General features: G+C 64.8%; 22 protein-coding genes. 15 read left to right on the forward strand and 7 right to left on the reverse strand.

The window, feature by feature from the left end; translation table 11 throughout:
- The first annotated feature begins 9 nt into the window (after positions 1 to 9).
- The 5 genes from sucC (at position 10) to GCT13_RS04205 (ending at position 5,771) form a co-directional block, all read left to right on the forward strand.
- Entirely contained in the window at positions 10 to 1,179 is a 1,170-nt protein-coding gene (sucC, locus tag GCT13_RS04185; RefSeq protein WP_152755493.1) for an ADP-forming succinate--CoA ligase subunit beta, read from the forward strand.
- Between the two features lie 112 nt (positions 1,180 to 1,291).
- Positions 1,292 to 2,173 (forward strand): succinate--CoA ligase subunit alpha, encoded by an 882-nt coding sequence (gene sucD, locus GCT13_RS04190; RefSeq protein WP_152755494.1) that lies wholly within the window; start codon positions 1,292 to 1,294, stop codon positions 2,171 to 2,173.
- 159 nt (positions 2,174 to 2,332) lie between these two features.
- Positions 2,333 to 3,055: a TerC family protein gene (locus GCT13_RS04195; RefSeq protein ID WP_152755495.1), complete on the forward strand. Its 723-nt coding sequence runs from the start codon at positions 2,333 to 2,335 to the stop codon at positions 3,053 to 3,055.
- 138 nt (positions 3,056 to 3,193) lie between these two features.
- Positions 3,194 to 3,811 carry a pilin gene (locus tag GCT13_RS04200; protein WP_152755496.1) on the forward strand — a complete coding sequence of 206 codons (618 nt, stop codon included), beginning with the start codon at positions 3,194 to 3,196 and terminating at the stop codon, positions 3,809 to 3,811.
- Positions 3,812 to 3,977: 166 nt separating this feature from the next.
- A complete protein-coding gene (locus tag GCT13_RS04205) occupies positions 3,978 to 5,771 on the forward strand; it encodes a PglL family O-oligosaccharyltransferase (protein ID WP_152755497.1) in 1,794 nt (597 codons plus the stop codon).
- A 50-nt stretch (positions 5,772 to 5,821) separates the two neighbouring features.
- Here GCT13_RS04205 and moaC read toward each other — a convergent pair whose 3' ends face one another.
- Entirely contained in the window at positions 5,822 to 6,298 is a 477-nt protein-coding gene (moaC, locus tag GCT13_RS04210; protein WP_152755498.1) for a cyclic pyranopterin monophosphate synthase MoaC, read from the reverse strand.
- Between the two features lie 231 nt (positions 6,299 to 6,529).
- On the opposite strand from moaC, the gene GCT13_RS04215 reads away from it, so the two are divergent.
- Entirely contained in the window at positions 6,530 to 8,218 is a 1,689-nt protein-coding gene (locus GCT13_RS04215) for a M48 family metalloprotease (protein WP_152755499.1), read from the forward strand.
- On the opposite strand, the gene GCT13_RS04220 is transcribed toward GCT13_RS04215, so the two are convergent.
- The 6 genes from GCT13_RS04220 to GCT13_RS04245 all read right to left on the reverse strand — a co-directional run bounded on the left by GCT13_RS04220 (position 8,215) and on the right by GCT13_RS04245 (position 13,221).
- Entirely contained in the window at positions 8,215 to 8,829 is a 615-nt protein-coding gene (locus tag GCT13_RS04220; protein WP_152755500.1) for a DUF2946 family protein, read from the reverse strand. The genes GCT13_RS04215 and GCT13_RS04220 overlap by 4 nt on opposite strands.
- On the reverse strand, positions 8,822 to 9,907 hold the full coding sequence (locus GCT13_RS04225) for a hydrolase (RefSeq protein WP_407670743.1): 1,086 nt from the start codon (positions 9,905 to 9,907) through the stop codon (positions 8,822 to 8,824). The genes GCT13_RS04220 and GCT13_RS04225 overlap by 8 nt, the downstream gene beginning before the upstream one ends.
- 66 nt (positions 9,908 to 9,973) lie before the next feature.
- Positions 9,974 to 10,420, reverse strand: a complete 447-nt coding sequence (locus GCT13_RS04230; protein WP_090865533.1) for a nuclear transport factor 2 family protein — start codon at positions 10,418 to 10,420, stop codon at positions 9,974 to 9,976.
- Positions 10,421 to 10,806: 386 nt separating this feature from the next.
- Complete coding sequence (gene waaF, locus GCT13_RS04235; RefSeq protein ID WP_152755501.1) at positions 10,807 to 11,832, reverse strand: lipopolysaccharide heptosyltransferase II; 1,026 nt, start codon at positions 11,830 to 11,832, stop codon at positions 10,807 to 10,809.
- A 190-nt stretch (positions 11,833 to 12,022) separates the two neighbouring features.
- Positions 12,023 to 12,217, reverse strand: a complete 195-nt coding sequence (locus GCT13_RS04240) for a zinc-finger domain-containing protein (protein WP_007590092.1) — start codon at positions 12,215 to 12,217, stop codon at positions 12,023 to 12,025.
- An 80-nt stretch (positions 12,218 to 12,297) separates the two neighbouring features.
- A complete protein-coding gene (locus GCT13_RS04245; protein WP_152755502.1) occupies positions 12,298 to 13,221 on the reverse strand; it encodes a branched-chain amino acid transaminase in 924 nt (307 codons plus the stop codon).
- A gap of 284 nt (positions 13,222 to 13,505) precedes the next feature.
- On the opposite strand from GCT13_RS04245, the gene GCT13_RS04250 reads away from it, so the two are divergent.
- From GCT13_RS04250 to GCT13_RS04290, 9 genes are all read left to right on the forward strand, one after another.
- Entirely contained in the window at positions 13,506 to 14,252 is a 747-nt protein-coding gene (locus GCT13_RS04250; protein WP_152755503.1) for an AzlC family ABC transporter permease, read from the forward strand.
- The gene (locus tag GCT13_RS04255; RefSeq protein ID WP_087738778.1) at positions 14,249 to 14,572 is read left to right on the forward strand and encodes an AzlD domain-containing protein; all 324 of its coding nucleotides are present in this window, start codon (positions 14,249 to 14,251) and stop codon (positions 14,570 to 14,572) included. Before GCT13_RS04250 ends, GCT13_RS04255 begins: the two co-directional genes overlap by 4 nt.
- 206 nt (positions 14,573 to 14,778) lie before the next feature.
- A complete protein-coding gene (locus GCT13_RS04260; RefSeq protein WP_152755504.1) occupies positions 14,779 to 15,972 on the forward strand; it encodes a phosphoglycerate kinase in 1,194 nt (397 codons plus the stop codon).
- Positions 15,973 to 16,520: 548 nt separating this feature from the next.
- Positions 16,521 to 17,957: a pyruvate kinase gene (gene pyk, locus GCT13_RS04265; protein ID WP_152755505.1), complete on the forward strand. Its 1,437-nt coding sequence runs from the start codon at positions 16,521 to 16,523 to the stop codon at positions 17,955 to 17,957.
- A 249-nt stretch (positions 17,958 to 18,206) separates the two neighbouring features.
- Positions 18,207 to 19,271, forward strand: a complete 1,065-nt coding sequence (fba, locus tag GCT13_RS04270; protein ID WP_152755506.1) for a class II fructose-bisphosphate aldolase — start codon at positions 18,207 to 18,209, stop codon at positions 19,269 to 19,271.
- 164 nt (positions 19,272 to 19,435) lie between these two features.
- Complete coding sequence (locus GCT13_RS04275) at positions 19,436 to 20,326, forward strand: phosphoribosylaminoimidazolesuccinocarboxamide synthase (protein ID WP_152755507.1); 891 nt, start codon at positions 19,436 to 19,438, stop codon at positions 20,324 to 20,326.
- A gap of 28 nt (positions 20,327 to 20,354) precedes the next feature.
- Positions 20,355 to 20,873 (forward strand): 5-(carboxyamino)imidazole ribonucleotide mutase, encoded by a 519-nt coding sequence (gene purE, locus GCT13_RS04280; RefSeq protein WP_152755508.1) that lies wholly within the window; start codon positions 20,355 to 20,357, stop codon positions 20,871 to 20,873.
- Between the two features lie 97 nt (positions 20,874 to 20,970).
- Positions 20,971 to 22,179: a 5-(carboxyamino)imidazole ribonucleotide synthase gene (locus tag GCT13_RS04285; protein ID WP_152755509.1), complete on the forward strand. Its 1,209-nt coding sequence runs from the start codon at positions 20,971 to 20,973 to the stop codon at positions 22,177 to 22,179.
- 12 nt (positions 22,180 to 22,191) lie between these two features.
- Positions 22,192 to 23,235 carry an L-threonylcarbamoyladenylate synthase gene (locus GCT13_RS04290; protein WP_152755510.1) on the forward strand — a complete coding sequence of 348 codons (1,044 nt, stop codon included), beginning with the start codon at positions 22,192 to 22,194 and terminating at the stop codon, positions 23,233 to 23,235.
- The last annotated feature ends 7 nt before the right edge of the window (positions 23,236 to 23,242 follow it).

Raw genomic sequence — 23,242 nt, forward strand, 5'->3', positions numbered from 1 at the left:
GAATCACGCATGAAGATTCACGAGTACCAGGGTAAGGAAATCCTGCGGAAATTCGGAGTCGCGGTACCGCGCGGCAAGCCGGTCTTCTCGGTGGACGATGCGGTCAAGGCCGCTGAAGAGCTGGGCGGCCCGGTGTGGGTCGTGAAGGCTCAGATCCACGCGGGTGGCCGTGGCAAAGGCGGCGGCGTGAAGGTCGCGAAGTCGCTCGACCAGGTCCGCGAATACGCGAACCAGATTCTCGGCATGCAGCTGATCACGCACCAGACGGGCCCGGAAGGCCAGAAGGTGAATCGTCTGCTGATCGAAGAAGGCGCTGACATCAAGAAGGAACTGTATGTCGGTCTCGTGATCGATCGCGTGTCGCAGAAGGTCGTCGTGATGGCCTCGAGCGAAGGCGGCATGGACATCGAAGAAGTCGCTGAGAAGACTCCGGACGCAATTCACAAGGTCGCAGTCGATCCGTCGAAGGGTCTGCAGGATTCCGAGGCCGACGATCTCGCGAAGAAGATCGGCGTGCCCGACGCATCGATTCCGCAAGCGCGCGCGATCCTGCAAGGTCTGTACAAGGCATTCTGGGAAACGGACGCATCGCTGGCCGAAATCAACCCGCTGATCCTGACGGGCGAAGGCAAGGTGATCGCGCTGGACGCCAAGTTCAACTTCGACTCGAACGCACTGTTCCGTCATCCGGAAATCGTCGCTTACCGCGATCTGGACGAAGAAGATCCCGCTGAAGTCGAAGCATCGAAGTTCGACCTCGCGTACATCTCGCTCGACGGCAACATCGGCTGTCTCGTGAACGGCGCGGGCCTCGCAATGGCGACGATGGACACGATCAAGCTGTTCGGCGGCGAGCCGGCGAACTTCCTCGACGTCGGCGGCGGCGCGACGACGGAGAAGGTCACGGAAGCCTTCAAGCTGATGCTGAAGAACCCGAACCTGACGGCGATTCTCGTCAACATCTTCGGCGGCATCATGCGTTGCGACGTGATCGCGGAAGGCGTGATCGCGGCATCGAAGGCGGTCGATCTGCAAGTGCCGCTCGTCGTGCGCATGAAGGGCACAAACGAAGACCTCGGCAAGAAGATGCTGGCTGACTCCGGCCTGCCGATCATCTCGGCGGACAGCATGGAAGAAGCTGCGCAGAAGGTCGTCGCGGCTGCTGCAGGCAAGGCCTGATCGCCCCGGCGCTTATCACGGGATTACGAATGGCGGCGTGCGAGCGGCGCGGCAGAGAGTTTTTGCCGCAAGACGCTAAAGCGCATGTCGCCAAACGAACAGAGGTCAATACATGTCGATTCTGATCAACAAAGACACCAAGGTCATCACGCAGGGCATCACCGGCAAGACCGGTCAGTTCCACACGCGCGCATGCCGTGAATACGCAAACGGCCGCGAAGCGTTCGTCGCGGGCGTGAACCCGAAGAAAGCTGGCGAAGACTTCGAAGGCATTCCGATCTACGCGAGCGTCAAGGAAGCGAAGGCAGAAACGGGCGCGACCGTCTCGGTCATCTACGTGCCGCCCGCGGGCGCTGCTGCAGCAATCTGGGAAGCCGTCGAAGCCGATCTCGATCTCGCGATCTGCATCACGGAAGGCATCCCCGTTCGCGACATGATCGAAGTGAAGGACCGTATGCGCCGCGAAGGCCGCAAGACGCTGCTGCTCGGACCGAACTGCCCGGGCACGATCACGCCGGACGAACTGAAAATCGGCATCATGCCGGGCCACATCCACAAGAAAGGCCGCATCGGCGTCGTGTCGCGTTCGGGCACGCTGACGTACGAAGCAGTCGGCCAGCTGACGGCGCTGGGCCTCGGCCAGTCGTCGGCAGTCGGTATTGGCGGCGACCCGATTAACGGTCTGAAGCACATCGACGTGATGAAGATGTTCAACGACGATCCCGATACGGACGCCGTGATCATGATCGGTGAAATCGGCGGCCCGGACGAAGCGAATGCGGCGTACTGGATCAAGGACAACATGAAGAAGCCGGTGGTCGGCTTTATCGCCGGCGTCACGGCGCCTCCGGGCAAGCGCATGGGCCACGCCGGCGCGCTGATCTCGGGCGGTGCGGATACGGCCGACGCGAAGCTGGAAATCATGGACGCCTGCGGTATCAAGGTCACGAAGAACCCGTCGGAAATGGCCCGCCTTCTGAAGTCGATCCTGTAAGACGTGTGGCGATAGCGCCGGAAACGCCGGCTGGTTGCGGCGTTTTTTGGTACTCTTACGAAATTCTTTCGTAAGGCGCAGTTCAAAGCGAGGGAGCGAGCGATTGCTCCCTCGCTTTTTTGTTGCCTGCAGCTTTCGCCACCTTTTATTCTGCTTTCCATGCTCGAGTTCCTCACCACGCTCCATTGGGGCGCTGTTTTTCAGATCATCGTCATCGACATCCTTCTGGGTGGCGATAACGCAGTTGTGATCGCGCTCGCCTGCCGCAATCTGCCGGCTGCGCAGCGCACGAAGGGCGTGCTGTGGGGCACGCTGGGCGCGATCCTGCTGCGCGTGGTGCTGATCGCGTTCGCCGTCGCGCTGCTCGACGTGCCGCTGCTCAAGTTCGCGGGCGGCCTGTTGCTGCTGTGGATCGGCGTGCGTCTGCTCGCGCCCGCACCCGACGCGCACGCGAACGTCAAACCCGCCGACAAGCTGATTACGGCGATCAAGACGATCATCATCGCCGATGCCGTGATGAGCCTCGACAACGTGATCGCGATTGCAGGTGCGGCCGAAGCCGCCGAGCCGCATCACCGCATTGCCCTCGTCGTGTTCGGGCTGTTCGTCAGCATTCCGCTGATCGTGTGGGGCAGCCAGCTCGTTCTGAAGCTGCTGGACCGCTACCCGGTCGTCATCACGATCGGCGGCGCGCTGCTCGGCTGGATCGCGGGCGGCCTCATCGTCAACGACCCGGCCGGCGACCGCTGGCCGATCCTCGACACACCCATTGCCGAGTACGGCATGCGCATCGCCTTCGCGCTGTTCGTCGTGATAGCCGGCTACGCGCTGAAGCGGCGAAACGCGGCGCGCATCACGGGCACGCCGCCCGGCATGCATTGACGCCATTCACTCTACCGATGCATTCGCACGCGCACCATTAGCCATTCGGCTGACTGCCGGCGCCATTCGTGGCTCGCTACGATCGAAGCGCCTGTCCTGATTCCCGGGGCAGGCGCCTTCGTTTTGAGGAGTCTGCCGATGATCGCTACTGTTGCCGTTGCTTCGTTGTCCACGCTTCATGCCCCCGGGCGGCGCGCCCGTTCGTTGCGTCCATGGTCCGCCGCGCTTGCGCGCATCGGCCGGTTCTGGGGTTTCACGCTGATCGAGCTGATGATCGTGCTGGCTATCGTCGGCGTGATCGCGGCGTATGCCATTCCTGCCTATCAGGACTATCTCGCGCGCAGCCGCGTCGGCGAGGGACTGTCGCTGGCGGCGGCTGCCCAGCTGACCGTCGGCGAGAACGCCGGCAGCGGCAACGCGTTCGGCAGCGGTTATGCTTCGCCGCCCGCCACGCGCAATGTCCAGTCGATCCACATCGACGACGACACGGGCCAGATCACAGTCGCGTTCACCGCGCGCGTCGCCGAAGACGGCGCGAATACGATCGTGTTCGTGCCGTCCGCGCCCGATAACGCGGACACGCCGACTGCGCGCGTCGCGCTTGCGAAGGGCGCGGTGCAGAAGGGCACGATCACATGGGAATGCTTCGCACGCGGCAAGGCCGCATCGTCGCTCCCCGCGCCGGGCGCCGGACCCATGCCCGTGGACGCTCCGACGCTGGCGTCGAACCTCGCGCCGCCGGAGTGCCGCGGCTGATGGGAACTCGATGACGGGTCGCGCGTCGTGAATCTGTTGAACATCGTAAAGGGTCACGGCAAAAGCTTTCGCGCCGTGGCTCGATTCGAGGTTATTTCGGCCGGCCGGCGCACAGCGCAAGGATTTTTTTGTATAGTGCGCCGGTTGCTGAGATCCCCGGTTACTCATGTCCAACCCCTTTGCGCGTTACCTGTCCTTATTCCTGTTGGCCTGTGCGTTGATCCTGCCGTATGCCGTGGTCAACCATACGTACCCGATCCCGACGTTCTATGCCGAATTCACGGCGCTGTCGCTCTATCTGCTGCTGGGCGCGGGCGTCGCCTTTCTGGTGTCGACGGCGCGGCCGCGTGTGGCGTTCGCGTCTCCCGTGGTGGCGCTGGTGCCTCTGGCATTCGGGCTCGTGCTGATCGCGCAGTCGATCGTGCTGCCCGTCGCGCAGCCGTCGATGAACTGGCTGGGCGCGGGCTTCCTGCTTGCTGCGTTCATGGCGGTGCACGCGGGCTATGGGTTCAGTCGGGCGAATCTGTCGGAAACCGTGGTGACGGTGGCTGCGTTCGCGCTGGTGGTCGGCGGGCTTTTTGCCGTTTTCTGCCAGGTGATCCAGCTGTTCCACCTCGAGGTGAAAGTGACGCCGCTCGTCGTCGCGTACAACGTGACGTCGGACCGCCGGCCGTTCGGCAACATGGCGCAGGCCAATCACCTCGCAACCTACATCGCGTTCGCGACGGCGGGCGCGATGTACCTCGTACAGACGCGGCGCATCAACGTCTTCATCTGGCTGCTGGTGTCCGCGATATACACGGGCGGGCTTGCATTGACCGTTTCACGCGGACCGTGGCTGCAGATGGGCGTGATTGTCGTCGCGGGCTTCTGGATGGCGTTCGCCGAGCAGCGCCGCAATGCGTCCCGGCGCCGCGGCAGTCGCGAGTGGCTGTTGCCCGTCGTGCTCGCCGTGTTGTTCGTTGCGGTGAATGCGGCGATTCGCTGGGCGAACCTGCATTACGATCTCGGTCTCGCACAGTCCGCGGCGGAGCGCATGAAGGACGCGAGCCAGATTGCACCGCGTATCGCGCTGTGGAAATACGGCTTGACGATGTTCCGCACGCATCCGTTGCTCGGCGTCGGCTGGGGCGAATTCCCTCGCTATCAGTTCGATCTGGCGAAGGCGTTAGGCGGCGTGGAGATCGCGAACAACGCGCATGACATTTTTATCGATCTGCTCGCAAAGACGGGGCTGATCGGTCTCGGCATCGTGCTGCTCGGGCTGGGCGCATGGTTCGTGCGCGTCGTGCGCGTGCCGCACACGGCTGCGCGGGTGTTCGGTCTCGCAATGATCGGCGTGCTCATGATGCACGCGCTCGTCGAATATCCGCAGCAATACATGTTCTTCCTGTTGCCCGCGATGTTCGTGTTCGGCCTGCTCGATACGAAGCCGCTGCGTCTGATTCCGGGCGGCGTATCGTTCGGCGCCTTCGTCGTGATCGTATTCGGCGGGCTGGCTGCGTTGTATCCCGTCTATCGAGATTACGCGCGCTCGGAGGTGCTGTACTACGGCTCGCGTCCGTTCGATCAGTATCGCGAGGACCCGTCGTTCCTGTTCGGCGCATGGGGCGAATACGGCATGGCGACGCTCCTGCCGATGAACGCGCAGGACCTGCCGCACAAGCTCGCAATGCATCGTCAGGCGATTGCATTGCTGCCGGGCGAAACGGTGCTGCGTCGCTATGCGGTGCTGCAGGCGCTCGCCGGAGACACGAACGGCGCATTCGATACCGTCGACCGGCTCAAGATTTTTGCGGAAGAGCTGCACGACTGGCCTTCGCAGCTCGCGTATCTGTACGATCTGTGCGATCAGCAGAAGACGCTGGCCGCGTTCAAGGCGGAACTGGTGAAGAAGTATGGAACGCCGCCGAAGGGCATCAACGAGAACGACGAAGAAGATGGCGACGACGAAAGTTGAGTCGCCCGTTCCGATGTCGTAGAAACGCGAGCGGCGCGCTCAGTGCGCCGTCACTGCGCCACCCAATCCCCCGACTTCCCGCCGTGCTTTTCTAGCACCTTCACGTCGGTGATCGTCATCCCGCGATCCACCGCCTTGCACATGTCGTAGACGGTCAGAAGGCCGACCTGCACGGCCGTCAGTGCCTCCATCTCGACACCCGTGCGCCCCAGCGTCTCGACCTGCACGCGGCAATGCACGGCGGGCACCGTCTCGTCGAGTTCGAAATCGACGGCCACGCGCGTGAGCGCGAGCGGATGGCAGAGCGGAATCAGATCGGAAGTGCGCTTGGCGCCCTGGATCGCGGCGATGCGCGCGATGCCGATCACATCGCCTTTCTTCGCTTCGCCTTTACGGATCAGCTCGAACGTCGCGGGCAGCATCCGGATCGATCCGCGCGCGACCGCGATGCGTTTCGTTTCCGTTTTGCCGCCGACGTCCACCATATGCGCCTGGCCGGCAGCGTCGAAATGAGTGAGTTCGGGCATGGTTGGCTCCTTCAGAGGGCGCCTATCATAGCAGCGCAGGATGCCGCCGGGCTCTCGGGCGCGGATTGCCGTCAGTTCACGATAACCCACATCGCGTGGCGGCGCTCGATCGCGCGTGAGCCGGCGCTCAGGCGTTTCAGGAAGCCTGCACATCCGTTGCCTCGGTACAATCGCAACAGGCCCGTTCCTTTCGGCTCCTTACGCCGCTTTCGATTTCGCCCATCGTCCGCAATGCGTCTGAAACGGTTTATCGCTGCGTTGTTGTCCGTCACGCTCGCCGTTCCGCCCGCGATCATCGCGCAGCCGTCGAACACCTCGGAACTGCCGCTCGTCACCGGGCCGCTCGACACGTATGGCGATGCTTCCGTGCCGCACGATATCGCGCAAGGCGTGTTCGGCATGTACGGCGGCGCGCAGGCGCGCTTCTCGGGCAACCCCGGCGGCAATGCGAGCCTGCGCGCGCCGATGTCGACGCAACAGCTGCCTGACCTCGGCGACGGCTCGGGCGGAACGCTCACGCCTCAAGCCGAGCGCAAGCTCGGCGAGCGCGTGATGCGTGAAATCCGCAGCGATCCCGACTATCTCGACGACTGGCTGGTGCGCGACTATCTGAACTCGATCGCCGCGAAGCTCGCCGCCGCCGCAGCCGCGCAGTACGTCGGCGGCTATCGTCCGGACTTCGATCTGTTTGCGATGCGCGATGCGCAGATCAACGCGTTCTCGCTGCCGGGCGGTTTTATCGGCGTGAACACGGGCCTGATCGTCGCGACGCAGACGGAATCGGAGCTCGCGTCGGTGCTCGGTCACGAAATGGGCCACGTGCTGCAGCGGCACATCGCGCGCATGATCACGGCGGGCGAGCACAGCGGCTATGCGGCGCTGGCGGGCATGCTGCTCGGCGTGCTGGCGGGCGTGCTCGCGCATAGCGGCGATCTGGGCAGCGCGATCGCCGTCGGCGGCCAGGCCTACGCCGTCGACAACCAGTTGCGCTTCTCGCGCGCGGCTGAGCATGAAGCGGACCGCGTCGGCTTTCAGCTGCTCGCGGGCGCGGGCTATGACCCGTACGGAATGGTCGCGTTCTTCGAGCGGCTCGATCGCGCGTCGATGAGCGATGCCGGCGCGCCCGCCTACGCGCGCACGCACCCGCTGACGGGCGAGCGCATCGCCGATATGTCCGACCGCGCACGCCGCTCGCCGTACCGGCAACCGCGCCAGTCGTCGGAATACGCGTTCGTGCGCGCGCGGGCACGCGTGCTGCGGGACCGCTCGCGCAGCGAGTACGCGGACGATATTTCGCGCATGCGCTCGGAGATCGAGGACCGCACCGCGATCAACGTGGCGGGCAACTGGTACGGCATCGCTTACGCGCAGACGCTGCTCGAACGTTACGACGACGCAGCCGCAGCGCTCGCCAATGCGCGCGCGGCGTTCGAGTCGGCCGAGCGCGCGGAGGGCGACGCGACGCGCAGTTCGCCGAGCCTCGACGTGCTCGCCGTCGACATCGCGAGGCGCGCCGGTCGCAACGACGAAGCCATGCGTCTCGCGGAACTCGCTCAAAAGCGCTGGCCGCAATCGCACGCGGCCATCGACATGCATCTGCAGACGCTCCTCACCGCGCGCCGTTTCAGCGAGGCGCAAGCGCAGGCGCTGCGCGAGACGCGCGCCGATCCGCAGCAGCCCGTCTGGTGGCGCTATCTCGCGCAGGCGAGCGTCGGCACGGGCGATGCGCTGACGCAGCATCGCGCGCTCGCGGAGAAGTTCGCGCTGGAAGGGGCGTGGCCGTCGGCGATCCGGCAACTAAAGGAAGCGCGCGACATCAAGTCGGTCGGCTACTACGACCTGTCGACCATCGACGCGCGTCTGCATGAACTGGAGGCGCGCTACAAGGAAGAGCGCGACGACGAAAAGGACAGCAGCTAGCGCGCGGATTTGTCCGAAGCGGAGGCTGGTTCTGCCGTGGCGCGCGCAGCGGGACTTGCGACGAATCCGAAGCGCTTCTCGACTTCAGCCTTGCGCACCGGCTCCAGCTGTAACGCGATGCCGTCGCGCCAGAGGAACTGGCCGCTGCGGCCGTCGCCGGCGAGTTCCGCGTGCTCGGAGAACAGGTCGAGATCGTGATCGTGCAGGACCGCGATGCGCGCGGGCGCTGATTCGTCCGTGAAGAGAATGCCGCCTTCGTCGTCGAGATATGTGGCGGCGGGTTCGAACGCTGCGCCCGCCTGATCGGTCAGCGTGAGCTTGCCGGTCGCGTCGTCGGTGGCGAGCCGCACGACGAACGGCGTGTAGACGAGTTCGACGTACACGCGCTGCGGCCCGTTCTGGAAGAACCATTGGCCCCGGTCATCGGCTTCGTAGTTGCGGTTGATGAAGCCGAGCAGCGCCGTGTGGCGGATCGGCTCGCCGGGCGCGCCCGCCGCTTGCGCCGCTTCGTCGCGCATGCGCCAGTTGCCGCGCCTGTCGAGCAGCAGCCAGCCGGTGCAATGCGGCACGTTCGGCCATTTGGCGAGAGCCTGCCTGACGATGTCATCCATGGTGCGTGAACGGATCGAAGTAGCCGAAGACGCGGCGCGAAAGCCAGTCGATACGGCCGGGGAATGGGCCCGTCATGAAGCCGACGTGTCCGCCGTGCTCCGGTTGATCGAGTTGCACCGCCGATGATACCTCGCTGCGTGACGGCAGCACGGCGCCGGGCAGGAAAGGGTCGTTGCGGGCATTCAGCACGAGCGTCGGCACTGTGATTTCCGGCAGCAGCGGGCGGGTGGTCGCGCGGGTCCAATAGTCGTCGGCATTGCGGAAGCCGTGCAAGGGCGCCGTCACGACGTCGTCGAACTCATACATCGTGCGGCTCGCGAGTACATCGTCGAGATCGAACAGGCCCGGGTACTGCGCGAGCTTTTGCTGCGCCTTCTGCTTGAGCGTCTTCAGGAAGCTGCGCGTATAGATCATGCCCAAGCCCTGCGACAGCGCGCGGCCTCCGGCGTGCACGTCGAGCGGCGCGGAGATCGCCGCGGCCGCCGCGATGATCGACGCGTCCTCGCGGCGCTCGCCGAGCCAGCGCAGCAGCACGTTGCCGCCCAGCGACACGCCCGCCGCCACGATCGGCCCCGCGTGCATCTCGCGCAGACGGCGCAACACCCAGTCGACTTCGTTGCTGTCGGCGAGATGATAGAAGCGCGGCAACAGGTTCATCGACCCGCTGCAACTGCGAAAGTGCGGCACGACGCCAAGCCAGCCACGCGCGTAGGCGGCCGCCATCAGCGTGCGCGCGTAATGCGAATCCGAGCTGCCTTCGAGTCCGTGAAACAGCACGAAAAGCGGCGCGTCAGGGCACGCGCGATAGCCGGTGAGAGGATCGGGTGCGAGCCAGTCGAGATCGATGAAATCGCCGTCGGGCGTATCCCAGCGCTCGCGCCGGTAGGCCACCACAGGACGGCGGCCAAACAGGGCGGGGACGATCGTCTGGATATGGCTGTTGGGCAGCCAGAGCGGGGCGCGGTAGAGCAGGTCGACGGTCGCCTCGACGGGCGCTCCCATCACAGCCTCCAGGGCCACCGCTGCTGCATCGAGGGCCGGTCTGGAGGAGGCTTTCTTGTCGTGGGTCGTGCTCATGCCAACACCGGTATTCAGGCGAAGCCCCGAGGCGAGGCTTCGGCAAAGCAGGTCTCGCGGGGCGCTTCAGTGCAGAGCGCCCTGACCATGTCTCATTTTGGCAGCAAACTGCGTGGCCGTTTCGTTCGGCATCGCACTCGCGTGGATATGCGCGATCTTCCACTCGCCGCGCTCATGGACCATCACATAGGTCGTGAAGATCATCGACGGAATGGCCGCCGGGTCCGCCGGACGATGCGCTTCGGCAATCGCGTAAACGACCGTGCCCAGGCTGTCGTAGACGCGGATGTCGAGCGGTTCGATCGACACCGGCTGCGCTTCGAGCTGAAGCGTGAGGCCAGCGCGGATCGCGTCGAGGCCGTGCAGATGCGAGCCATCGGCGCAGATGCAACTGACGAATTCCTCGTCGATCCACAGGCCCATCAAGCTGTCGATATTGACCTCCGCGACCGCCTGATAGTAGGCGTTCAACGTGTCCGCAGCGGCTTCGAAGATGTGGGCAAAACGTGGCATGGCTCGTCAGTCTCTTGCGCGCAAGGCGCGCGGTTGCGGGTCAGTGGTCGGCGTCTCGCGCCGTCGGCGGCACAGTTCGCGCAGGCTGGCTCGTGGCACGAATGCACAGGCTTTTTCCACGCCTTTTCCCGAACAGTTCCGGGCCGATTTCAGATCGATTCCAAGTCAACTCTCCGGCCTGTTTTCAGGCGATTTTCAGGGCCCTTCCCAACGCGCCTGCAAGGCCATCCGCCAGCATGCCCGCGCTGCAAGACGCGAGCATGACGCATCGAGCGGACGCGGCGCGCTTCGCGCACGAGACGCGACCGATGGCGGCCGACCTGCCCGCGACGCGTTCCGGCCAACGCACTGCAGGCGATTATCGACAGGCGGCGCGACCCGAATGCTCAGCGTTGCGCGAGCAGCATGCCGCGCAGATCGTCGAACACCTGTTCGGCGCTCAGTTGCCGCAGGCAGTTCAGATGACCCAGCGGGCACTCGCGCTGGAAGCACGGACTGCACTCGAGATGCAGCCATTGTACCTTTGCGAGGTCCGACAAGGGCGGCGTGTGGCGCGGATCGGTCGATCCGTACACGGCGACAAGCGGACGGCGCAGCGCCGCTGCGACGTGCATCAGCCCGGAGTCGTTGGTCACGACGGCGCTCGCCCGCGAGATCAGCGCGCTCGCTTCGCCGAGCGCCGTCTGGCCGCACAGGTTGCGCACGTTCGGCGCGCGGTCGGCGATCGCCTGCGCGATGGGCGCGTCTTTCGGCGAGCCGAGCGCGACGATCTTCGTGTACGGGAACGACTGGCCGACCATCTGCGCGAGCGCCGCGAAATGCTCGGGCGGCCAGCGCTTTGCGGGGCCGTACTCGGCGCCGGGACAGAACACCAGCAGCGGCACACGCGTGTCTAGGTTGAAGCGGGTCGAGGCGCGCGCGGCCTCGTTCAGGTCGGCGTCGAGCCGGGGCTGCGTCAGATCGTCGGGCACCTTCGCGCCGGGCGCGTAGGCGAGCGCAGCGTAATGGCCGACCATCGGCGGACGCTCGTCCTTTCGCGGGTTTCCGTGCCGCACATTCAGCAGACCGTAGCGGCTTTCGCCCGTATAGCCGATGCGCAGCGGAATGCCCGCCATCCACGGAATCAGCGCGGACTTCAGCGAATTCGGCAGCACGTACGCAGCGTCATAGCCGACGTCGCGCAGATCGCTCGCCAGTTGCCAGCGGCGCAGCATCTGCAGCTTGCCGTGCGCGAGATCGGTCGCGTAGACATCGCGAATTTCAGGCATCCGTTCGAGGATGGGCGCGACCCAGCTCGGCGCGACCGCGTCGATTGCGATACGCGGATGCAATTTCACGAGGCGCGCAAGCAGAGGCTGCGCCATCAATGCGTCACCGATCCAGTTCGGTGCGATAACCAACGCGCGACGCATCAGGGGGAGTTTCCGATGTCGAAAATAAAGCGCCGCGCGCACGAAGCGCGCGGGGCCGGGGTTGTCAGGAACAGTGGGCTGCAGCTCAGGCTATCTCGGCGTGCGCTGCGCGAGAAGTTCGACTTCCCGTGCGGTTTGCCGAACGACGCGTGGCGCCGCAGCCCTTGCCGCAGACTATGTGGCGCTCGGATCAGTGACCCTTGATCACTTCGCCGTCGCGCAGCTTGTAGCGCGTGCTGCAGTAAGGGCAGCGCGCTTCGCCGTGCGTCACGTCGATAAAGACGCGCGGATGGTTGCTCCAGCGCGGCATCGACGGATTCGGGCAGTACGCAGGAAGATCCTTCGCCGACAGTTCGACCAGCGGCATTTCCTTGATTTCACTCATAGGGACTTTCTCGTTGTATGCAAAAAGCAGGCGCGGCTGGCGTTTGCCTTCACGTGTGGCCGCCGCCGCGCCCGCGGAATTCAGATCTTCGCGAGCCAGTGCGCGTACTTCTCGCTCTTGCCGTTCACGATGTCGAAGAACGCCGATTGCAGCTTTTCCGTGATCGGGCCGCGCGTGCCCGAGCCGATCGTGCGGTTGTCGAGTTCGCGGATGGGCGTGACTTCGGCGGCCGTGCCGGTGAAGAACGCTTCGTCGGACGTATAGACTTCGTCGCGCGTGATGCGCTTTTCGATCACCTCGATGCCCGCGTCCTTCGCCAGCGTGATGACGGTGTCGCGCGTGATGCCGTCGAGGCACGACGACAGGTCGGGCGTGTACAGCTTGCCGTTGTTCACGAGGAAGAAGTTCTCGCCCGAGCCTTCCGACACATAGCCGTCGACGTCGAGCAGCAGCGCTTCGTCGTAGCCGTCGGCGGTGGCTTCCTGGTTCGCGAGGATGGAGTTGACGTACCAGCCCGACGCTTTCGCGCGGACCATCGACACGTTCACGTGATGGCGCGTGAACGACGACGTCTTCACGCGGATGCCCTTCTTGATGCCGTCTTCACCCAGATACGCGCCCCACGGCCATGCGGCGATCGCGACGTGAATGGTATTGCCTTTCGCCGACACGCCCAGCTTTTCCGAGCCGACCCAGATGATCGGGCGCAGATAGCACGACTCCAGCTTGTTCTCGCGCACGACTTCGCGCTGCGCGGCGGCGAGCGTTTCGTGGTCGAACGGCACGTCCATCTGGAAGATCTTGGCCGAGTTGAGCAGGCGCTTCGTGTGCTCCTTCAGACGGAAGATCGACGTGCCGCCGTCGACCGTCTTGTACGCGCGCACGCCCTCGAAAACGCCCATCCCATAGTGCAGCGTATGGGTGAGGACGTGAATCTTGGCGTCGCGCCATTCGATGAGCTTGCCATCCATCCAGATCTTGCCGTCGCGGTCGGCCATTGACATACGGTTCTCCAGGCAGTGCGGGTTCGGGTTCTAACGTTCCAACGTGTACGGACTTGTTGTGACGCGCGATGCGCGTGGCGCGCCGACTACACAATGCGCCGGGGACACGCGGCAAACGCGATATTTTACCGTCATTTGCACAAGCAACGGGCATTCGCGGGCACCCCGGACGCTATAATCCGGCGGTCGCTGAAAAGAAAACCGCATGCGCCAGCGGCTGCCTCACGATCTGGCGCTGACCTCCAGCCGTCGCGGTATCCCTCGCGCCGCATTGCCTTCGCCTCATGCTCGCTCGCCTGTCCGATCTCGATCGCCGTGCCTTCCGTGATGGCATGCACGCCTACTCGCCGACCTTGATGGCGATCTTCTCCTGGGGCCTCGTGACGGGCATCGCGATGAGCAAATCGGTGATGACGGTGCCGCAATCGCTCGGCATGTCGCTGCTGGTCTATGCGGGCTCGTCGCAACTGGCCGTGCTGCCGCTGATGCTCGCGAAGCTGCCCGTCTGGACCATTCTGCTGACGGCCGCGATGGTCAACACGCGTTTCATTATCTTCAGCGCGGGTCTCGCGCCGCATTTTTCGTATCTGCCACTGCACCGGCGGTTGCTCGTCGGCTATTTCAACGGCGATGTCATCTATCTGCTGTTCCAGAAGAAGGCCTTCCAGACCGGCTATGTGCCCGGCAAGGAAGCGTATTTCTGGGGCATGGCCGTCTCCAGCTGGCTGTCGTGGCAGGTGTCGTCGATCGTCGGCATTCTGCTCGCGAGCCTCTTTCCCGATAACTGGGGCCTTTCGCTCGCGGGCACGCTCGCGCTGATCCCTGTGATGGTGTCGGCGATCTCGTCGCGCTCGACGCTCGCAGCCGTCAGCGTCGCGGGCATAGTCGCGTTGCTCGCGTTCGATCTGCCGTACCGGCTCGCGCTGCCGCTCGCCGTCGTGACGGCGATCGTCGCCGGCAGCGCCGCCGATGCGCTGGTCGAGCGCGCCGACTTGCGCCGCATCCGCAACAGCACGGAGAACACGCGATGACCACGCTGCAGATCTGGCTCGCGATCATCGGCATGACGTTTGTCACAGCGCTGACACGCGCGCTGTTTCTGATCGGGGGTGAGCGCACGGTATTGCCCGAGCGCGCACAACGGATGCTTCGCTACGCGCCCGCGGCGGCGCTCGCGGCCGTCGTCGTGCCGGACGTGCTCGTGACGGACAGCGGCGTCTCCGTCGCGCTGTCGAATCACGAGCTGTACGGCACGCTCGCGGGCCTCGCGTGGTTCCTCTGGCGGCGCACGATGCTGGGTACGATCGTCGTCGGGATGCTGGTGTTCACGGCGTTGCGGCTGATCTTCTGACACGGCGTGCGGATGTTGCGGTGCAATAACCTGTCGGGCCCCACTGGCGCCGCCAAATACCGGGATTCTCGCGCCACGGGTTAGATCGGTCTGTCGATCGGTTAAAATAGCCGTCTCCCGGAACACGCGCGAAGCCGCCGGCACCGTTCGCGAGAGGCCGTTCGCGCAGCGTCCGCACCGCCTTCCAATCAACTCGCATACGAATCATGAAACAGGTATTGCGTCTCTCCGATCTGATCGCCGAAGGCAAGCTATCCGGCAAACGCGTCTTCATCCGCGCCGACCTGAACGTGCCACAGGACGACGCCGGCAACATCACCGAAGACACCCGCATCCGCGCTTCCGTGCCCGCCATCAAGTCCGCGCTGGACGCCGGCGCGGCCGTGATGGTCACGTCGCACCTGGGCCGCCCGACGGAAGGCGACTTCAAGCCCGAAGACTCGCTCGCGCCCGTTGCGAAGCGCCTGTCCGAACTGCTCGGCCGCGATGTGCCGCTCGTGTCGCAGTGGGTCGAGAACGGCGTGAACGTCGCGCCGGGCCAGGTCGTGCTGCTCGAGAACTGCCGCGTGAACAAGGGCGAAAAGAAGGATTCCGACGAGCTCGCGCAGAAAATGGCGAAGCTCTGCGACGTCTACGTGAACGACGCGTTCGGCACCGCGCATCGCGCCGAAGCGACGACGCACGGCATCGCGAAGTACGCGCCCGTCGCATGCGCGGGCCCGCTGCTCGCCGCCGAACTCGAAGCGCTCGGCAAGGCGCTCGGCTCGCCGAAGCGTCCGCTCGTCGCTATCGTCGCCGGCTCGAAGGTGTCGACCAAGCTGACCATCCTGAAATCGCTGGCCGACAAGGTCGACCAGTTGATCGTCGGCGGCGGCATTGCGAACACGTTCATGCTCGCGGCGGGTCTTAAGATCGGCAAGTCGCTCGCCGAAGCGGATCTCGTCGACGAAGCGAAGGCGATCATCGAATCGGCGAAGGCGCGTGGCGCGTCGGTGCCGATTCCGAGCGACGTGGTCACGGCCAAAGAGTTTTCGCCGACGGCCAAGGCCGAAATCAAGAAGGTCGCCGACGTGCAGGACGACGACATGATCCTCGACATCGGGCCGGAAACGGCAAAGGCGCTCGCGTCGCAGCTGGAGAAGGCGGGCACGGTCGTCTGGAACGGCCCTGTCGGCGTGTTCGAGTTCGACCAGTTCGGCAACGGCACGAAGACGCTCGCTGACGCGATCGCGAAGTCGTCGGCGTATTCGATCGCGGGCGGCGGCGACACGCTCGCGGCCATCGCCAGGTACGGCATCCACGACAAGGTCAGCTATATATCGACGGGCGGCGGCGCATTCCTCGAGTTTCTCGAGGGCAAGAAGCTGCCGGCAGTCGCTGTGCTGGAATCGCGGGCCTGATAATGGCGACGCGCTCCCCCAACAAGCCTCAGAAGACGCGCAACGCGTCGCGCACGGCAGCGGCAGGGGAGCGCGCAGCGCGCTCCGCAAAAGCGCTGCAACCCGAGGCCGCCGCGCAGGCGGCTTCGCAACCTTCCGGCAACGCGCCAGCGGCACAGACCGCAGCCGTTGCCGCAGACCGCTCGGATCGCTCGGATCGCTCGGATCGAGCAGAACAGAATACGGAACTGGCCACCGAAGCCGTCGCCGCAAACGCCGCGACAGACGCGCAGGCAGAGGCCGGTTCGAGTGCAACGGTGTCTCCTGCCTCGCACACCGAAGCCGATGATGAGTCTTTGCCCGCGGCCGATCAGCCGTCGCCGCGGATTTATGCGCAGTTTCATGCGCAGCTTCATGATTTCGCAGCAGTCCCCCACGATACGACGCCGGGCCTTCAAGGTTCGAAGGGAACGAACGGCGCACTACCCCATGTAGCACCTGTCGTTGCGCAGCCTCCGCATCCGACTCCTGACGTTCATCCCAGCGATCTCATCCAAACGAGGAGACTCATGCATCGCGCCACCAAGATTGTCGCAACCATCGGGCCGGCTTCCAGCACGCAGGAAATCCTGCAGCAAATGATCGAAGCGGGCGCCGACGTGGTGCGCCTCAACTTTTCTCACGGCACCGCCGACGATCACCGTCAGCGCGCGGAGTTCGTGCGTGCAGCGGCCCGGCAGGCAGGCCATGAAGTCGGCATCATGGCCGACCTGCAAGGTCCGAAAATCCGCGTCGGCAAATTCGAAAACGGCAAGACGACGCTGATTGCCGGCAACACCTTCATCCTCGACGCCGACTGCGAGCTCGGCAACGAAGAGCGCGTTGGCCTCGACTACAAGGACCTGCCGCGCGACCTGAAGGCCGGCGACACGCTGCTGCTGAACGACGGCCTGATCGTGCTGAGCGTTCAGCGCGTGATCGGCAACGAGATTCACACCGTCGTGAAGATCGGCGGCGACCTGTCGAACAACAAGGGCATCAACCGCCAGGGCGGCGGCCTGACGGCGCCCGCGCTGACCGCGAAGGACATGGAGGATATCCGCACGGCGATGTCGCTGGGCGCGGACTACGTCGCCGTGTCGTTCCCGAAGAACGCGACGGACATGGAAATGGCGCGCCAGCTCGCGAACATCGCGGGCGCGCCGTACGGCATCAAGCCGAAGATGATCGCGAAGATCGAGCGCGCCGAGGCGATTCCGGCGCTGCAAGGCATTCTCGAAGCATCGGACGGCATCATGGTCGCGCGTGGCGATCTGGCCGTCGAAGTCGGCAACGCGGCCGTGCCGGCGCTGCAAAAACGCATGATCAAGATGGCGCGCGAGGCGAACAAGTTCGTCATCACGGCCACGCAGATGATGGAATCGATGATCAATGCGCCCGTGCCGACGCGCGCCGAAGTCTCCGACGTCGCGAACGCGGTGCTGGACGGCACGGACGCCGTGATGCTGTCGGCGGAATCGGCGGCGGGCAAGTATCCGGTGCAGACGATCGAAACGATGGCCGCGATCTGCGTCGAAGCCGAAAAGTCCGAGCACGTCGAACTGGACAAAGACTTCCTCGACCGAACCTTCACGCGCATCGACCAGTCGATTGCAATGGGCGCGCTCTTCACCGCGTATCACCTGGGCGCGAAGGCGATCGTCGCGCTGACGGAGTCGGGCTCGACGGCGCTGTGGATGTCGCGTCACTGGACGCACGTTCCCATCTTCGCGCTCACGCCGCGCGAGGGCAGCGAGCGCGCGATGCAGATCTACCGCAACGTGAACCCGCTGCATCTCGACACCAGCAGTGACCGCGACATCGCGCTCCAGCAGGCGCTCGAAGTGGTCGTCGGCAAGGGCTATGCGGCGCGCGGCGACATGGTCGTGCTGACGGTCGGCGAGCCGATGGGCCAGGCGGGCGGCACGAACACGCTGAAGATCGTGCGCGTCGGCGAGCCGGTCTGATTTCTACCGGCGCTCGATCGATCGCCGTAAGAGAGAAGAAACACGAGCCGTAGCGGAACCATAACGGAACCGCTACGGCGAGCCGAACGGCGCGCGTGAAGCAGAGCGCCGTGTCCCCGAAAGAGAGGCGGCGCACGCAGTTTGGGAAGGGTGCGCTCGGGACACAGTCTGCTTCACGATAAAATTGCATGAAATTGCATAACTAGATGCCGTCGGCACAGGATTCGTTTCAATCTAAGGAGTACATCAATGCCTCTCGTATCAATGCGTCAACTGCTGGACCATGCCGCCGAACACGGTTATGGCCTTCCGGCATTCAACGTAAACAACCTGGAGCAGGTGCAGGCGATCATGGCGGCGGCCGATCAGGTCAACGCGCCCGTGATCATGCAGGCATCGGCAGGCGCGCGTAAGTACGCCGGCGAGCCGTTCCTGCGCCATCTGATCGAAGCGGCCATCGAATCGTATCCGCACATTCCCGTCGTGATGCACCAGGACCACGGCCAGTCGCCGGCAGTCTGCATGGCCGCGATCCGCAGCGGCTTCACGAGCGTGATGATGGACGGCTCGCTCGAAGCCGACGGCAAGACGGTGGCGTCGTACGAGTACAACGTCGACGTGTCGCGCAAGGTCGTCGAAGCGGCGCACTCGATCGGCGTGACGGTGGAAGCGGAACTGGGCGTGCTCGGTTCGCTGGAAACAATGAAGGGTGACAAGGAAGACGGCCACGGCGCGGAAGGCACGATGACGCGCGAACAGCTTCTGACCGACGTCGAGCAGGCGGCGGACTTTGTGAAGCTCACGCAGTGCGACGCACTGGCGATCGCGATCGGCACGTCGCACGGCGCGTACAAGTTCTCGAAGAAGCCGACGGGCGATATCCTGTCGATTCAGCGCATCAAGGAAATTCACCAGCGCATTCCGAACACGCACCTGGTGATGCATGGTTCGTCGTCGGTGCCGCAGGAGCTGCTTGCGGAAATCCGCGAATTCGGCGGCGACATGAAGGAAACCTACGGCGTGCCCGTCGAGGAAATCCAGGAAGGCATCAAGAATGGCGTGCGCAAGGTCAACATCGACACCGACCTGCGTCTTGCGATCACGGGCGCGATCCGCCGCTACATGGCGGAAAACCGTTCGAAGTTCGATCCGCGCGATTACCTGAAGCCGGCTCGCGAAGCTGCGAAGAAGGTCTGCGTGGACCGTTATCTGGCGTTCGGCTGCGAAGGCCAGGCGTCGAAGATCAAGCCCATCTCGCTGGACAAGATGGCCGAGAAGTACAAGGCGGGCGAGCTCGCGCAAGTCGTCCGCTAAGCGGCAGACGGGCGGGGTTCGCCCCGCTCGCGCGCTGCACGAGCATCAGGCGCCTGGCCATCTGGCCAGGTTGTCGTCCGATCGCCGTTCCCGCATCATCCGGGGAACGGCGTTTCCCTTTTGTTCCGGGCCGTTTTTTAGCCCCATTTTAGTGAATCACGACGATGTCTACCCTTTACGAATCCACGCTCCGCTCGCTGCAGCTGCTCGGCCGCGGCAAAGTCCGCGACAACTACGCGGTGGGCAACGACCAGTTGCTGATTGTCACGACGGACCGGCTGTCCGCGTTCGACGTGGTCATGGGCGAGCCGATTCCGGGCAAGGGGCGCGTGCTGAACCAGATGGCCAACTTCTGGTTCGACAAGCTCAAGCACGTCGTGCCGAATCACCTGACGGGCGTCGCGCCGGAAACCGTCGTCGCGCCCGACGAAGTCGAGCAGGTGAAGGGCCGTGCGGTTGTCGTGAAGCGCCTCGAGCCGATTCTCGTCGAAGCCGTGGTGCGCGGCTATCTGGCCGGGAGCGGCTGGAAGGACTATCAGGCGACGGGCGCCGTGTGCGGCGTGAAGCTGCCCGACGGCCTGCAAAACGCGCAGAAGCTGCCCGAGCCGATCTTCACGCCGGCCGCGAAGGCCGAGATGGGCCACCACGACGAAAACATCACGTACGAAGAGATGGAGCGCCGCATCGGCACTGAACTGTCGGCGACGATCCGCGACATCTCGATCCGCCTGTACAAGGAAGCCGCCGATTACGCGGCAACGCGCGGCATCATCATCGCGGACACGAAGTTCGAATTCGGTCTCGACGACAAGGGCCAGCTCTATCTGATGGACGAAGCGCTGACGGCCGATTCGTCGCGCTTCTGGCCGGCCGATCAATACCAGGTCGGCACGAACCCGCCGTCGTTCGACAAGCAGTTCGTGCGCGACTGGCTCGAAACGCAGCCGTGGAAAAAGGAGCCGCCCGCGCCGAAGCTGCCGGACGAAGTCGTCGCGAAGACGGCACAGAAGTATCAGGAAGCGCTCGAGCGCCTGACGGGCCAGAAGCTCGCCTGAGCGCCACGCACAGGGAACAAGCAACATCATGAGTGAAGTTCAGACAGCACATACCCATGACGCGCCGCTCGTCGGCGTGCTGATGGGTTCCAGTTCCGACTGGGAAGTCATGAAAAACGCGATCGCCGTCCTGCAGGAATTCGGCGTGCCCTACGAAGCGAAGGTCGTTTCCGCCCACCGCATGCCGGACGAAATGTTCGCCTATGCTGAAAGCGCGCGCGAACGCGGCGTGCGTGCGATCATCGCGGGCGCCGGCGGCGCGGCGCATCTGCCGGGCATGCTGGCCGCGAAGACGACGGTGCCCGTGCTCGGCGTGCCTGTGGCCAGCAAGTATCTGAAGGGCGTCGATTCGCTGCACTCGATCGTGCAGATGCCCAAAGGCGTGCCCGTCGCGACGTTCGCGATCGGCGAAGCAGGCGCGGCGAATGCGGCACTGTTCGCGGTGTCGATGCTGAGCGGCACGTCGCCGGAATATGCGGAGAAGCTCGCCGCCTTCCGCGTGCGCCAGAACGAAGCGGCTCACGCGATGACGCTGCCGCCGCTGTAAGCGCTTCAGATGCGCAGCGGGTAGCACCCGAAGAAGTCCAACGCAGTCCAACGCTTTGACCGGCCGATTCCCACATCGGCCGCGACCGACCACCAAGATGAATCCAGACAACACTCCGGTATCACCGATTATGCCCGGCGCATGGCTCGGCATGGTCGGTGGCGGCCAGCTCGGCCGCATGTTCTGCTTTGCCGCACAGGCGATGGGCTATCGCATCGCGGTCCTTGATCCGGATGAAAACAGTCCGGCGGGCGCCGTCGCGGATCGTCACCTGCGCGCGGCCTATGACGACGAAGCGGCCCTCACCGAACTCGCGCGGCTGTGCGCGGCGGTGTCGACCGAGTTCGAGAACGTGCCGGCGGCGAGTCTCGATTTCCTCGCGCGCACGACGTTCGTGAGCCCGGCAGGGCGCTGCGTCGCCGTCGCGCAGGACCGCATCGCAGAGAAGCGCTTTATCGCGTCGTCGGGCGTGCCCGTCGCGCCGCATGTCGTGATCGAATCGTCGGATGCGCTCGCGGCGCTCGACGATGCCGCGCTCGAAGCGGTGCTGCCAGGCATCCTGAAGACGGCAAGGCTCGGCTATGACGGCAAAGGCCAGGTGCGAGTCGGCAACGCAGCGGAAGTGCGCGCGGCGCATGCGTCGCTGGGCGGCGTCGCTTGCGTGCTCGAAAAGCGCTTGCCGTTGAAGTTCGAAGTGTCGGCGCTGATCTCGCGCGGCACGAACGGCTCGTCGGCCGTCTATCCGCTCGCGCAGAACACGCATCGCCATGGCGTGCTGTCGCATACCATCGTGCCCGCGCCCGACGCCAACGCGACGCTCGTCGAACAGGCGCAGCTGGCCGCGCTGCAGATCGCTGACAAGCTCGGTTATGTCGGTGTGCTGTGCGTCGAGTTCTTCATTCTCGAAGACGGCACGCTGGTCGCGAACGAAATGGCGCCGCGTCCGCACAACTCCGGCCACTACACGGTGGACGCCTGCGCGACAAGCCAGTTCGAACAGCAGGTGCGCGCGATGACGGGCATGCCGCTCGGCGACACGCGCCAGCATTCGCCCGCCGTCATGTTGAACATCCTTGGTGACGTGTGGTTCCCCGTCAACGCGAAGGGCGAAAGGCCGAGCGCCGCCGTCACGCCGCCGTGGCACGAAGTCGCCGCGATGCCGGAAGCGCGTCTGCATCTGTACGGCAAGGAAGAGGCGCGTCCCGGCCGCAAGATGGGGCACGTGAACTTCACGGCCGCGACGCTCGAACATGCACGCACGGCGGCCCGCGACTGCGCGCGCCTGCTGCATATTCCGACTAGCTGAGCGGTAGCCGTCATGCCGGATCAAACGAAACCTGCCGATGTAGCGTCGCACGTCGGCGCCGATGAGATCGCGTACTCAGCGGCGCTGCTCGATGCGGGACAACTCGTAGCGTTTCCTACGGAGACGGTCTATGGGCTGGGCGGCGATGCGGAAAGTCCCGAGGCCATCGCGCGCATCTACGCGGCGAAGGGCAGGCCCGCGAATCATCCCGTCATCGTGCATCTCGCGCCGAACGGTGATCCGAATTATTGGGTCGAGCAACTGCCGTCCGAAGCGCAACGTCTGATCGACGCGTTCTGGCCGGGTCCGCTTACGCTGATTCTCAAGCGCGCCGCACATATTCCGGCTGCTGTGAGCGGCGGTCAGGATTCGGTCGGGCTGCGCTGTCCGTCGCATCCTGTCGCACAGGCGTTGCTCGAAGCATTCAGCGCGTTGCGCGACGGGCATGGCGGCGTGGCCGCGCCGTCTGCGAACCGTTTCGGGCATGTCAGCCCGACCACGGCGCAGCATGTGCGCGACGAGTTCGGCGATACCATTCACGTGCTTGATGGCGGGTCGTCGGATGTGGGTATCGAATCGACGATCATCGATCTGTCGCGCGGTTTTCCCGCGCTGCTGCGCCCGGGTCACGTGACGCCGCAAGACATCGCCGATGTGCTCGGCGAAATGCCGCGTTTGCCGGATGGAACGGATGTGAGCGCGCCGCGCGCGTCCGGCACGCTGAAGGCGCACTATGCGCCGCGTACGCCGCTCGCATTGCTGCCGTTCGACGTGCTTGAACCGATGCTCGCCGCGCGCGCGCCCGACGAGCGCGTCGCGCTGGTCGCGCGTGTCTCGCGCGCGGGACGCTGGGCGGAGGCCGATGGTGTGCATTTCGTCGCCGCGCCGGAAGATCCGCATCTCTATGCGCGCGATCTGTACGGCTTGCTGCGTGCGCTGGATCGCGCGAACGTGTCGCGCATCCTGATCGAGAAGTTGCCCGATACGATCGAGTGGATCGCCGTCAACGACCGGCTCGGCAGAGCGGCGGCCGCGTTCGAGGCGCACGAGTCCTGACGGCTCG

This window comes from Paraburkholderia franconis (genome assembly GCF_009362735.1).
GTDB lineage: Bacteria > Pseudomonadota > Gammaproteobacteria > Burkholderiales > Burkholderiaceae > Paraburkholderia > Paraburkholderia franconis.

Coding starts and splice junctions, on each gene's coding strand:
- sucC (WP_152755493.1), top strand. CDS start 10: ATGAAGATTCACGAGTACCAGGGTAAGGAAATCCTGCGGAAATTCGGA.
- sucD (WP_152755494.1), top strand. CDS start 1,292: ATGTCGATTCTGATCAACAAAGACACCAAGGTCATCACGCAGGGCATC.
- GCT13_RS04195 (WP_152755495.1), top strand. CDS start 2,333: ATGCTCGAGTTCCTCACCACGCTCCATTGGGGCGCTGTTTTTCAGATC.
- GCT13_RS04200 (WP_152755496.1), top strand. CDS start 3,194: ATGATCGCTACTGTTGCCGTTGCTTCGTTGTCCACGCTTCATGCCCCC.
- GCT13_RS04205 (WP_152755497.1), top strand. CDS start 3,978: ATGTCCAACCCCTTTGCGCGTTACCTGTCCTTATTCCTGTTGGCCTGT.
- moaC (WP_152755498.1), bottom strand. CDS start 6,298: ATGCCCGAACTCACTCATTTCGACGCTGCCGGCCAGGCGCATATGGTG.
- GCT13_RS04215 (WP_152755499.1), top strand. CDS start 6,530: ATGCGTCTGAAACGGTTTATCGCTGCGTTGTTGTCCGTCACGCTCGCC.
- GCT13_RS04220 (WP_152755500.1), bottom strand. CDS start 8,829: ATGGATGACATCGTCAGGCAGGCTCTCGCCAAATGGCCGAACGTGCCG.
- GCT13_RS04225 (WP_407670743.1), bottom strand. CDS start 9,907: ATGAGCACGACCCACGACAAGAAAGCCTCCTCCAGACCGGCCCTCGAT.
- GCT13_RS04230 (WP_090865533.1), bottom strand. CDS start 10,420: ATGCCACGTTTTGCCCACATCTTCGAAGCCGCTGCGGACACGTTGAAC.
- waaF (WP_152755501.1), bottom strand. CDS start 11,832: ATGCGTCGCGCGTTGGTTATCGCACCGAACTGGATCGGTGACGCATTG.
- GCT13_RS04240 (WP_007590092.1), bottom strand. CDS start 12,217: ATGAGTGAAATCAAGGAAATGCCGCTGGTCGAACTGTCGGCGAAGGAT.
- GCT13_RS04245 (WP_152755502.1), bottom strand. CDS start 13,221: ATGTCAATGGCCGACCGCGACGGCAAGATCTGGATGGATGGCAAGCTC.
- GCT13_RS04250 (WP_152755503.1), top strand. CDS start 13,506: ATGCTCGCTCGCCTGTCCGATCTCGATCGCCGTGCCTTCCGTGATGGC.
- GCT13_RS04255 (WP_087738778.1), top strand. CDS start 14,249: ATGACCACGCTGCAGATCTGGCTCGCGATCATCGGCATGACGTTTGTC.
- GCT13_RS04260 (WP_152755504.1), top strand. CDS start 14,779: ATGAAACAGGTATTGCGTCTCTCCGATCTGATCGCCGAAGGCAAGCTA.
- pyk (WP_152755505.1), top strand. CDS start 16,521: ATGCATCGCGCCACCAAGATTGTCGCAACCATCGGGCCGGCTTCCAGC.
- fba (WP_152755506.1), top strand. CDS start 18,207: ATGCCTCTCGTATCAATGCGTCAACTGCTGGACCATGCCGCCGAACAC.
- GCT13_RS04275 (WP_152755507.1), top strand. CDS start 19,436: ATGTCTACCCTTTACGAATCCACGCTCCGCTCGCTGCAGCTGCTCGGC.
- purE (WP_152755508.1), top strand. CDS start 20,355: ATGAGTGAAGTTCAGACAGCACATACCCATGACGCGCCGCTCGTCGGC.
- GCT13_RS04285 (WP_152755509.1), top strand. CDS start 20,971: ATGAATCCAGACAACACTCCGGTATCACCGATTATGCCCGGCGCATGG.
- GCT13_RS04290 (WP_152755510.1), top strand. CDS start 22,192: ATGCCGGATCAAACGAAACCTGCCGATGTAGCGTCGCACGTCGGCGCC.